Source organism: Paracidovorax wautersii, assembly GCF_900113035.1.
Lineage (GTDB): Bacteria > Pseudomonadota > Gammaproteobacteria > Burkholderiales > Burkholderiaceae_C > Paracidovorax > Paracidovorax wautersii.
In genome coordinates this window covers 27,508-39,409 of sequence record NZ_FONX01000023.1, presented here as the reverse complement: position 1 = coordinate 39,409, position 11,902 = coordinate 27,508, and the positions used below count along the sequence as shown (strand labels likewise).

Sequence of the window (11,902 nt, the reverse complement as noted above, 5' to 3'; positions counted from 1 at the left end):
CCCTTTCGGTCGAAAATAACTGTACGTATTGTCATGGGCCGCAGTGTCTGTGACAAGTCGTTACGGCCGGGACTCGGATGCGGCATTCTCCTGCTTTTCTGCAGCAGGTGTCAGTGCGGGTGTTGCTTTGGTGCCTTTGCCCATCAAACGCTCCTCGGCTTCCCGGGTTAACACGGTGATGGTAATGCGTCGATTCACGGGCCCCTTGGGGTCGTTGGGGTCCAGCGGATCGCTGGCCGCCAGCCCGACCACACGGCCCAGCTTGGAGTCGGGCATGCCGGCGGCCACCAGTTCGCGCCGCGAGGCGTTGGCCCGGTCGGCCGACAGTTCCCAGTTGCTGTAGCCGCGCTCGCCGTTGCCGTAGGGCGTGGCGTCGGTATGGCCGGCCAGGCTGATGCGGTTCTCGACGCCGCCCAGGCTGGCGCCGATTTCGCGCAGGATGTCGCGCATGTAGGGCTTCACCAGCGCGCTGCCGCTGTCGAACATGGGGCGGTTCTGGTCGTCCACGATCTGGATCTGCAGGCCGTCCGGGGTCAGGTCGAGCCGGATCTGCGAGCGGTATTCCTTGAGCTTGGGGTTTTCCGTGATCAGCGAGTCGATCTTGGCGCGCAGCGCCTTGATGCGGGCCTGGTCCTGGCGGGCCTGCTCCGCCCGGATCGCCTCGGCATTCATGCGCCGGGTCACGGCCTCCGATTCGGCGCGGCGCACCTGGCCGTTGGACTTGGTCAGGTCGTTGCCGCCGCCCGGGAGAATGCTGGAGCTGTTGCCCGAGCCATCGCCGCCCTGCATGGCCACCTTCATGGGCGACGCGAAATACGAGGCGATGCCCTGCAGCTCGCCCTTGGCCGTGGAGCCCAGCAGCCACATCAGCAGGAAGAACGCCATCATGGCCGTCACGAAGTCGGCATAGGCGATCTTCCAGGCGCCGCCATGGGCGGCATGGCCGCCCTTCTTGACGCGCTTGATGATGATCGGTTGGAGCTTCTTTTCAGCCATGGCTCATGCAGGCAGGCGGCGCTGGGCGCGCCCTTACTTCTTGCCCTTCACGTGCTCTTCCAGCTCGCTGAAGCTGGGCCGGTCGCCCGAGAACAGCACCTTGCGGCCGAATTCGATGGCGGTGGACGGGTTGTAGCCCTGCATGCTCGCCAGCAGGGTGGACTTGATGCAGAGCAGCTCCTTGGCGGCGTCTTCGGTCTTTTGCTCGACCAGGCCGCCCAGCGGCTCCATGACCCCGTAGGCCAGCAGAATGCCCAGGAACGTGCCGACCAGCGCGGAGCCGATCATGCCGCCCAGCACGGCGGGGGGCTGGCCCACCGAGCCCATGGTGTTCACCACGCCCAGCACGGCCGCCACGATCCCGAAGGCCGGCAGCGCGCCTGCCAGCCGGCCCAGGGCGGCCACGGGGGCGTGCGCCTCCTGGTGGTGGGTGTCGATCTCGCTGTCCATCAGCGCTTCGATCTCATGCGCATTGAGGTTGCCCGAGACCATCATGCGCAGGTAATCGGTGGTGAACTCGATCACGTGGTGGTCGCTGCCCACCGTAGGGTATTTCTTGAAGATCTCCGACTCGTGGGGGCTTTCGACGTCCTTTTCGATCGCCATCAGGCCTTCCTTGCGGGCCTTCTGCAGGATGTCGTAGAGCATGGCCAGCAGCTCCATGTACCGCGCCTTGGTGTACTTGGAGCCCTTGAGCACCGAGGGCAGCGCCTTCAGCGTGGCCTTGATCACCTTGGGCTGGTTGTTCACCACGAAGGCGCCCAGAGCGCCGCCCAGGATGGTGATCGTCTCGAAGGGCAGGGCGTGCAAGATGACGGAGATATTCCCGCCGTGCGCGATATAGACGCCGAAGATGCAGCCGAGGCAGACGAGGTAACCGATGATGACGAACATGGAAGGCGGCGCTGCGGCAGGGAATGAAAGGCCCTCGCAGGAAGCGAAGGCCGGCGGGGCGATAGACCAATCGTATCAATGGTATCGGTGCGTAGCCATCACACTTGAGCCCCGCCACCGCGAACGGCCGGTTATTTCTGCGAACCGTCCGGCAGCCAGGCTGCAAGCCAGTCCTGCAGATTCGCGCCTTCCAGCATCCAGTCGCTCTCCACGGCCGCCTTCAGCCGGTCGCCCGCCGCGGCGGCCGCATCCAGGTCCTGCGTGTGCATGCGGATCGCATCCACCCAGTCCTTGAAGCGGTTCTTGACGCGCGTCACCGGCAGCCCGCCTTGATAGGGCCGCACATCGCTGCACACCACCGGATAGCCGCAGGCGCCGTATTCCAGCAGGCGCAGATTGCTCTTGCACTCGTTGAACAGGTTCTGCTCCAGCGGCGCGACCGCCAGGTCCAGGTTGAGGCTGGCCAGCGTTCGGGGGTAGCGCTCGATCGATACCGGCCCGTGGAATTCGCGCAGATAGGGTTTGATCGCCTCCGGCGCCATGCCAAAGAAGATCCAGTCCACCTCGCCGTGCAGCGCCTTGATCACATCGACGATCAGTTCCAGGTCGCCCTGGTGGCTGATGCCGCCTGCCCAGCCCACGCGCGGGCGTCCCCCGGTGCGCCGGCTGCTCTGCAGGCCGCGCCACCAGCGGGGCGGCAGCCGGTTCTGCACCACGCGCATGTCGGAATGGAAGCCGGCGAAGGCTTCCGCCAGGGCCGGGGTGGACACGACGAACCGGTCCATCAGGCTCACGGAGCGCCGCAGATGCCGCAGCACGTCCTTGGGCATCTCGTGGCGGTGCGCGTTCTTCATCGGCAGGTTGGGCAGGTAGTCGTCCAGCTCCGCCACCATGAAGGTCGGGCGCAGGCGCTGGACGCGCTGGATCAGCTCGATCTGCTGCTCGGTCACCTGGCGCTGTAGCACCATGGTGTCGGGCTGCAGGCGCTCCAGCTCTTCCAGCGTGAAATAGCGCCCGCTGAAGCGCGCGTCGGCGATGCCGCTTTCGTGCATGGCCCGCACCGGCTCGATCACGCGGTAGTGGCCGCAGCCGGCGGCGTCCGCGGCCAGGGTCAGCACCACGGGTTGGGGGCGCCAGGGCAGGGGGCGGCGGTTGGCCAGGGCGTCGGTTTCCACGTCGAAGCCGGTGCCGAAGAGGGACAGGTTCGCGTTGTAGGCGCTGTCGCGGGCGATGGCTGGCAGCCATTTCTGGTAGAGCGCCTCTTCTTGCCGCCGTATGCCCGATGGACTGTTGTCCTGATCGTCGTCCGCGTCGTCCCGCGAGTTCTCATCCGATTGCAGGAGCAATGCGCGGGGTGTCCAGACGGTCAAGAAGCCTGCCTGCCGCACTTTCAAGCAAAGATCGATATCGGCAAAGTGCGATGGGTAGTTCTGCACGTCCATGCCGCCGACCGATTCATAAATGGCCTTGTGAATGATGAGGCAGTCGCTGGAAACGGCGCTGTAGTTCTGGTCGATTTCCAGCCGGTGCATGTATCCGGGCTCTTGGGCCGGTGTGCCTTGAAAGGGCGAGCTGGCAGCGCCATTCAGGCCTAGCACCAGCCCCGCTTGGCGTATCCGCCCGTCGGCAGAAACCAGCTTGGCTCCTGTCACGCCGACTTCCGGCCGCTGCGCATGATTGAGCAATTCGTCAAGCCAGTTGCGGTTCAATACGGCGGTGGTCGGGTTCAGCAGGACGAAATAATCGCCCTTGGCGCCGGACGTCGCTCCGTGAATGGCTTCCCCGCGGCTCTGGCCTTCGGCCGTGCGCATGACCCGGATTTGATCCGTTCCCAGATTCTGGATGCTGTCGAGCCAATGGCGCATGGCTTCGTCAGCGCCGCCTGCGGCCACGATGATGAGTTCGTAGTGCGGATAGCTGGTGTTTTCCAGCAGCCGTTCCACGCACCTTTGCAGCAGCGGCAGATCATGCGTCGGTGCAATGAGGATGGAGACGAGGGGCTGGTCTGCGTGGCCGTAGTGAATCTGGTAGCGGCCGGGCAGGCTCGTGTCGATGCGGGCATTCGCATATCCGCGTGCCGCGAGATGCTTCTCGAGCGCAGCCATTTCTGCGGCATTGGCCGTGAGTTGAGGCGTCCCCGTGATCAGCAGGGGCTCATCCGCATGCGCGAGGACCGCTGTGCCGTGTGTTTCGATGGTGCGAAGCAGCACTTCGAATTCGGCCGCGTCGGCGTAGGCGGTATCGAACCCTCCGAGCGCCGCAAATGCCTCTCTCTGGAAGATCCAATGCCGCGACATGCCTGCCGGGCAGGACAGCAGCATGTCCAGATTGAACTGCGGGCGAAAGATGGTGCCTAGCGTGCCGTCTTCGGCGGCAACGATCTCGTCGGCGCACATGGCATGGCATGGCTCCCCTGCCGCCACTTCCAGCAGGAGGGTCTGCAGGCCCGCGGGCAGCAATTCCTCTCCGGCATCCATCACGAGGAACCAGCGGCACGCTGTCTCCTGCGCCCAGTGGTTGATGGCGAGAAGCTCGTCCTGCTTGCTTGCCGTCGCTATATGGTTGATGCGAGTGTTTGAGTTGTCAGGCTGCGTGAACTGTTCGCTGAGGAGGTGCACTTCCAGGAACGGGAGCTGGGGCCGAAGAACACCAAGGCTGGCCAGCGTTTTCTGAACGGACGATGGGTCGTTGAGGCGGCCGGCGGTGCGTATGAAAATCGCGACGGAGAGGTCGCGCCCCATTTCTTCCAGCCGCAGGGAGACCTGTTGGACCTGCGCCGCGTTGAGCGCGCGTTGAATCAGCCAGTCGCGCAAGGTAGGCGCCACTCTTTGCTGTGCGGCCTGAAGGCCTTCGATCAGGCTCTTGCGCTCTTGCTCGATCTTGGGCGCGTCGTTGACGGGGTAGCGGCGGTACAGTTCCTGATACAGGCCCAAGAAGTTCTTGCGCTCTCGCCCCAGCATGTGGTCGTTCGCATGCGAGCCTATGCGGGTCCGCACCTCTGCCGTGAGGACCGGCACCTGAATGAAGGTGTGGCGATATACCAGCCGCAACAACATATCCCAGTCTTCGAGCGCAGACAGCGATGTGTCGAATTCACCCACATCCGCGATCGCGCTGCGGGGGTGCGCCCATGTATTGACGGGAATGTAGTTGGACACCAGGAGGCGGTCGCGATCGAATCCTCTGTGATGCAGTGGGCGGCTGCGGCCCTGCTCGATTCGTTCGCAGCCTCTCAGCTTCTCGTTCACATAATCAACATCCGTGTAAATGACGCTGTACGGATGGTCCTTGAACGCCTCTGCCAGCACCTGCAGGTGGTTGGGGAGGTAGATGTCGTCGTCATCGAGGTAGGTGATGTAGCGTCCACGAGCGATCCTCAAGCCTGCATTCCGCGCCGCCGATAGCCCCTGGTTCGAGCCTTGCCGAAGATAAGTGACCGGAAAACCGTAGCCTGCTGCAAAGAGATGCTCGACAGCTTCCCCGTTGTCATTGACCAGGACCACTTCGAAATCGCGCTCTATCTGCTTTTCAAGGCTGTCCAGCGCATGCTTGAGCAATATGGGGCGGTTGTAGGTGGTGAGGATGACGGAGAAAAGCGGAGCCTGCGCGCCGCTTTTCGATAGCTCGGCAATGCGTTGGCACAGGCGTTCGGCGCGTCTGCCGAGTTCCTTGCCTCGTTGCTCGGGGTAGGCCGCCAGGCGTTGCAGGAGCAGGTCGCGGATTTCCTTCTCATGCCCCCGCATCAGATCCTGGTGGCCGCGTTCAAAAACGCCTTCGACGATCCGAATGTGGTTTTCCAGGGGGGCGATGGAAGCGTAGAACTTGCTCGATATCTGGCTTTCGTGGATGCGGTAGCTGATGCTGGGTTGGCGCAGAAAGACAAAATCCGGGGCGACCTCTGCCACGCGAACTGCCAGGTCCCAGTCGCCAGCGAGCATGTCCGCATGGATGGTGCCATCGGGCAATCGCACGAGGTCGAGCTTCGACCTGCGCAGCAGCATGGCCGATGGCGTGATGTAGTTGTCGAAGCTCAGCAAGGCGGCGACTTCGTTGCGGCCGCCGCTATAGGAATGCGAGGTGTGCCCGGGGTGGTCCGCGTAGCGAATCAGCTCGCCCTGCGCGTCGATCCAGTTGCATTGGACATAGGCCAGGGCAGCCTGGGGCTGGGCGTCCATGGCGGCGACCAACGACGACAGATGCCCTGGCGCCATGAGGTCGTCAGACCCCAGCACGATGACATAGCGCCCCGTGCCTGAATCCACGCACCGGTTGAAGTTGGCGATCATTCCCAGGTTGCGCTCATTCACTTCCAAGCGAAAACGTGGGTCATGCGCGAAAACCTCCATCCTGCTCACGCTGTCATCCGTCGAGCAGTCGTCTCTCACGATGACTTCCAGCCGCACGCCTTCCTGGCTTAGTACCGAATCAATGGTCTGATTCAGGTAGCGAGCGTTGTTGAAGGACATGATGGTGACAGTTACATCGATGTTCTCCTCCCTGTCTGCAGCTCGGGAATTTCTTGTGTTGTGGGGTGCGTTGGCCATGCTGTGAAATGGGGTTTCGCCGGGGCTGCTGGCAGGATTTGATTAGCCTTTGGAGGCTCGTGCGGTGACGGCCCCACGGAATTCCGCATAGTCACGGTAGTAATCGTCTTTCGCGAATTTCTCGGAGGCGAGCACCATGCATACGGAGCCGCTGGAAAAGTTGTCGATCTCTCGCCAGATCATCGGGGATATGTAGAGCTCGTAATATGATCGATTCATGTGGTATTTGAATTTCTTTCTGCCGTCATCGAGGGTGATGTCGAAGCTGCCCGACATCGCTATCAGGAATTGATGCAGATTCTTGTGGGCATGTCCGCCTCGGTGCGAGCCGCCGGGCACGTCGTAGGGATAATAGACCCTCTGGATTTCGAAGGGTATGTGCGTGCTGGACTCGATGAAGGTGAGGTTGCCTCGCGGGTCCTCCACCTTCGGGAGGTCAATGATTTTGCAGTGCTGTAGTGACATACCGAATTGTGTTTCTAGTGCGTTTTGAAGTCGTTGCACGCATCAATGACACGCTGCTGATCGGATAATCCAGGATATAGCGGAAGACTCAATACGGTGCGGGCGAGTGATTCCGAAATGGGGAAGCTTTTTTGCTGGCTTGCCGCATAGGCGGGTTGGCTGCATATCGGGATGGGGTAATGGATGAGCGTCTCTATGCCTCTGGATCGGAGGTGAGATTGCAGAGCATCCCTGTGCTGCGTATGCACGGTGAATAAATGCCATGCGGGGCCATGCGCTGGAGTCGGAATGCCGGGCGTCGTGATGGTGGGATGGACGATGCCTTCGCAGTATCGGCGTGCCATGGCACGCCGTGCCTCCACATCTGCCGGCAATTGCTTCAGCTTGATGCGCAGAAACGCCGCCTGCAATTCATCCAGGCGGGAGTTCAGGCCGATGCAATCATGGTGGTATTTCTTCGACGAGCCGTAGTTGCGCAGCGAGCGTGCGCAGGCGGCAAGTTCTGGATCGCTGGTGACGATGGCGCCGGCATCCCCGAGTGCGCCGAGATTCTTTCCGGGGAAGAAGCTGAAGCCGGCTGCATCTCCGAAGCTTCCCGCATGGCGGCCCTGGGCTGATGCGCCATGGGCTTGTGCTGCATCCTCTATCAGAAGGAGCTGATGGGAGTCGGCAATGCTTCTCAGGGCTTGCATGGCCGCCAGGCGCCCGTACAGGTGCACGGGCATGATGGTCCGAGTGCGAGGCGTGATGACTGCCTCGACGGCCTTGGGGCATATGTTGCTTGTGAGCGGGTCCGGCTCTACCAGGACGGGGGCGAGTCCTGCATGCGAGACGGCCAAGGCTGTCGCCACAAAAGAGTTCGCGGGGAGTATGACCTCATCCCGGAGGCCGATTTTGCCGAGCTCTACGTAGGACTTCAGAATAAGCGTGAGGGCATCGAGGCCGTTCCCAACGCCTATGCCATATTGCGTGCCGCAGTACTGGGCAAATTCGCCTTCGAATTGCGCAAGTTCTTCGCCCTGAATAAACCAGCCGCTGTCGAGCACCCGCTGCAGGGCCGTGATGAACTCGCCGGCGAAACGCTGGTTGACGGCCTTGAGATCAAGGAATGGGATGTTCACAGCGATCAGTCCTCCGGTCTGGCTACCTTGCAAAGCGAGCCGTTTGGCCAATGACCAGCGAATCGGCACGTACATCGCGCACTGCCGGAACTGCGGCGGAGGTCATTGCGTGGGTTCCGATGGCCATGCAGTGGCGTCTTAACGCCGCTCTCGATGGCAAGGCCAGCGGCCCGGGCGCGATGAGTGCTCATGCTGCAATCTTTTTCTGCGCACTGCATTTCCCCAGGAGTGTCGCAGTTCTTTACTCTCCCTCAAGAGCCGTAGCGAGCGATTGTGACGGATGAGCCGCCAGAACTCGGCGGTCGCGATCTATCGCGTGCTGGAGGCGAGGTGAGACCGGTCGCGCCTCGCCTCCGGTGGCACGGATGATTACTTCAGCAGCGACAGCACGCCCTGCGGAATCTGGTTCGCCTGCGCGACCATCGCCGTGCCGGCCTGCTGCAGGATCTGCGCGCGCGACAGGTTGGCGGTTTCCGCCGCGAAGTCGGCATCCTGGATACGGCCGCGGGAGGCGGACATGTTCTCGGACGATGTGTTCAGGTTGGCGATGGAGGTCTCGAAGCGGGACTGCAAGGCACCGAAGCTGGCACGCTGTCCGTTCACCGCCGCGAGCGCGGAATCGATGATCTTCAGGGCCCGGGTAGCACCGTCCACCGTGGACACGTCGATCGTGTTCACGGCCTTCTGCGTGGAGGCCGTGGCTGCGGTGTTGGTCATCGTGTCGCCGGTGCCGGCCACGGTGTAGCCCTTGTCGGAGTTGTATTCCACCGTGCCGCGCGTTGCCAGCGTGGTGCCTGCTGCGCCAGAAACTGCACCTGTGAATGTCAGGGTGTTCGAGGTGGAGGCCAGCGTGGCAGCTGCATCCTGCGAGGCCAGGGTGATGCTGCCCGAACTGGCCGCCGCGTTGGCGATATTGATGTCCTTGCCGCTGTCGTTGGTCAGGATCAGGCCGGAACTGTCGCTGTTGAGCTTGGCCGTGATACCCGTCTGGGAGGCCGAGTCGTTGATCGCCTTCATCGCGTCGGCCAGGCCGGCGGGGGTGTTGGTCGCCGTCACGTTGAACGTCACGTTGGCCGCCGTGCTGTTGTCGCCCTTGAGCGCCAGGCTGAACGAGCCGGTGGCGCCGAACTTCAGCTCGGACACGTTGCGGGCCACGGCCGTCACGCCCGTGGTGTCGGACGCCGCGTTCACGGCGGCGGCGATGTCGGCGGCGGTGCCCGAAGCGGCCACGTTGATGGTCTTGGTCTGCAGGCCGGCGATGGTGATGGTGCCGGAGGCGGCGCCGGCGGAGCCTGCCGTGGAGCCCGTTGTGGCCGCACCGCTGGCCGATGCCGTCAGGTTGACGCCGTAATTGGAGGTGCGGAAGTTGCCTGTGGTGGCCGTGATGGTCTGGTTGGCGTTGGCGCCGACCTGGAAGGTGGCCGAGCCGAAGGAGCCGTCGAGCAGCTTCTGGCCGTTGAATTCGGTGGTGACCGAGATGCGGTCGAGTTCGGAGAGCAGCTGGCCGACTTCGGCCTGGATGGCCTTGCGGTCGCTGGCGCTGTTGGTGGCGTTGGCCGACTGTACGGACAGTTCGCGCACACGCTGCAGGATGTTGCCGGAGCCGGCGAGGGCGCCTTCAGCCACCTGCGACAGCGAGATGCCGTCGTTGGCATTGCGCACTGCCTGGTTCAGGCCGCGGATCTGCGCGGTGAAGCGCTCGGAGATGGCCAGGCCGGCGGCATCGTCCTTGGCGCTGTTGATGCGCAGACCGGACGACAGACGCTGGATGGCCGTATTGAGCGATGCCTGGCTGGTGCCCAGGTTGCGCTGGGCGGTCAGGGAACTGATGTTGGTGTTGATGGTTGGCATGGTGGAACTCCTGCGAGGCTGGAAACAGTGAACATTTCTGCCGGTTCAAACATCACCCCCTCCGGCGTCTTTTCAAACGGCTGACAGAACCCTTCTGGTCTCGTCGCTCGGCATCTTGCTGGCGTACTGGATCGGTACGGCCTGCGATGCGGGCTCCGGCCAGAACCGTTGCGATAGGTTCCGTTAGCCGCTCTTATGGGAACGATGGGTGGATTCTGTCGAGCGGGTGGCGGAGCGTTGATCCGATAAGACGCAGAAAAACCGCTCAATCCCTGCGTTTGTTCCTAAAGTTTTCTGGCGGCTTCCCGAAAACCAAGCCAACGGGACGTGCAAACGAGCAGCATCAGTTGGCAGGGCCCGCCGTTCAACAGGCCCCGATGGGCGCTGTGAACCCTGTGGCCAGACGGTTCTGGGCCCAGTTGGCGGTAACGCCAGATCCAGCCAGTTCTTTTCAGGAGATTTGCAAATGGCATCCACCATCAACACCAACCTCGCTTCGATGACGGCCCAGCGCAACCTGGGTCTGAGCCAGGCATCGCTCAACACCTCCATCCAGCGCCTGTCTTCCGGCCTGCGCATCAACAGCGCCAAGGACGACGCCGCCGGCCTGGCCATTTCCGAGCGCTTCACCTCCCAGATCCGCGGCCTGAACCAGGCAGTGCGCAATGCCAACGACGGCATCTCGCTGGCGCAGACGGCTGAAGGCGCGCTCAAGAGCTCCGGCGACATCCTGCAGCGTGTGCGCGAACTGTCCGTACAGTCGGCCAACGCCACCAACAGCGCTGGCGACCGCAAGGCCATCCAGGCCGAAGTCGGCCAGCTACTCTCCGAAATGGACCGTATCGCCGGCACCACCGAATTCAACGGCCAGAAGCTGCTCGACGGCTCCTTCGGCTCGGCCACCTTCCAGGTCGGCGCCAATGCCAACCAGACCATTTCCGCCACGACCGGCAACTTCCGTACGGCCAACTACGGCGCCAACCTGACGGCCTCCGCCAGCGGTGCGGCCACAACGGGCTCCACGGCAGGCTCCGCCGGTGCAGCCTCCGGCACCATTACCATTTCCGGCCTGCAGACCAAGACCATCAACGTGGCCGCTTCGGGCACCGCTGCCGACATCGCCTCTGCCGTGAACGCCGCCGCCGACACCACGGGCGTCACGGCCTCTGCCCGCAACGTGTCCGAGCTGAAGTTCCTTGCCACCGGCTCGTTCAGCCTGGCGCTCAAGGGCGACAACAGCACGGCGGCCAACGTGACGTTCAACGTGACGGCGACCAACACCCCCGCCGGCCTGGCCGACGCGATGAAGGCGATCAACGACTCGGCCTCCCAGACGGGTATCACGGCCAAGTTGAACAAGGACAACTCCGGCCTGATCCTGACCAACGACAGCGGCAAGGACATCAATATCGCCAACGCTGCCGCCAGCGCAGGCGGTGTCAGTTTGGCCTCGCAGGACGCAGCGGCTACGCTGAGTTCGGATAGCCTGACCTTCACGACTGCAGTTTCTGGCGCAGCAGGCGCCACGCTGGCAACGCGCGGCACGGTGGAATACAGCTCCGACAAGGGCTACGCTGTGGCCGGCACCGGCGACACGATGACCAACACCGCCGCCACGGCTTCCACGCAGAAGGCCGTGAACACGATCGACGTGTCCACGGTGGACGGCGCCACCCGAGCCCTGAAGATCATCGATTCTGCGCTCGCGGCGGTGAACGGTCAGCGCGCCAGCTTCGGTGCCCTGCAATCCCGCTTCGAGACCACGGTGAACAACCTGCAGAGCACGGCCGAGAACATGTCCGCCTCCCGCGGTCGTATCCAGGATGCCGACTTCGCGGCGGAAACGGCCAACCTGTCGCGCTCGCAGATCCTGCAGCAGGCCGGTACGGCGATGGTGGCCCAGGCCAACCAGCTGCCCCAGGGCGTGCTGTCCCTGCTGCGCTGATCGTAGGCATCAGGTTCAGGAGTGGCGGGCCCGGGCGGCCCGCCCCCCCTGCCAGGAGCGGTGGCGACTTGGTCGCTACCGCTTTG

The 11,902-nt window shown here is 63.2% G+C and carries 7 protein-coding genes; 1 reads left to right on the top strand and 6 read right to left on the bottom strand.

Going from position 1 to position 11,902, the window contains the following annotated elements; genetic code table 11:
* Window positions 1-60: 60 nt before the first annotated feature.
* The 6 genes from motB to BM070_RS22335 form a co-directional block, all read right to left on the bottom strand.
* Window positions 61-996 (bottom strand): flagellar motor protein MotB, encoded by a 936-nt coding sequence (motB, locus tag BM070_RS22360; protein ID WP_092942078.1) that lies wholly within the window; start codon window positions 994-996, stop codon window positions 61-63.
* A 33-nt stretch (window positions 997-1,029) separates the two neighbouring features.
* Window positions 1,030-1,890 carry a flagellar motor stator protein MotA gene (gene motA, locus BM070_RS22355; RefSeq protein WP_092942076.1) on the bottom strand — a complete coding sequence of 287 codons (861 nt, stop codon included), beginning with the start codon at window positions 1,888-1,890 and terminating at the stop codon, window positions 1,030-1,032.
* A 131-nt stretch (window positions 1,891-2,021) separates the two neighbouring features.
* Window positions 2,022-6,356, bottom strand: a complete 4,335-nt coding sequence (locus BM070_RS22350) for a glycosyltransferase (RefSeq protein ID WP_175518583.1) — start codon at window positions 6,354-6,356, stop codon at window positions 2,022-2,024.
* Window positions 6,357-6,476: 120 nt separating this feature from the next.
* Entirely contained in the window at window positions 6,477-6,899 is a 423-nt protein-coding gene (locus tag BM070_RS22345) for a sugar 3,4-ketoisomerase (protein WP_092942072.1), read from the bottom strand.
* Between the two features lie 14 nt (window positions 6,900-6,913).
* The gene (locus BM070_RS22340) at window positions 6,914-8,020 is read right to left on the bottom strand and encodes a DegT/DnrJ/EryC1/StrS family aminotransferase (protein ID WP_217648964.1); all 1,107 of its coding nucleotides are present in this window, start codon (window positions 8,018-8,020) and stop codon (window positions 6,914-6,916) included.
* A 369-nt stretch (window positions 8,021-8,389) separates the two neighbouring features.
* On the bottom strand, window positions 8,390-9,871 hold the full coding sequence (locus BM070_RS22335; RefSeq protein WP_092942068.1) for a flagellin N-terminal helical domain-containing protein: 1,482 nt from the start codon (window positions 9,869-9,871) through the stop codon (window positions 8,390-8,392).
* 466 nt (window positions 9,872-10,337) lie between these two features.
* On the opposite strand from BM070_RS22335, the gene BM070_RS22330 reads away from it, so the two are divergent.
* Window positions 10,338-11,816: a flagellin N-terminal helical domain-containing protein gene (locus BM070_RS22330; protein WP_092942066.1), complete on the top strand. Its 1,479-nt coding sequence runs from the start codon at window positions 10,338-10,340 to the stop codon at window positions 11,814-11,816.
* Window positions 11,817-11,902: the final 86 nt, after the last annotated feature.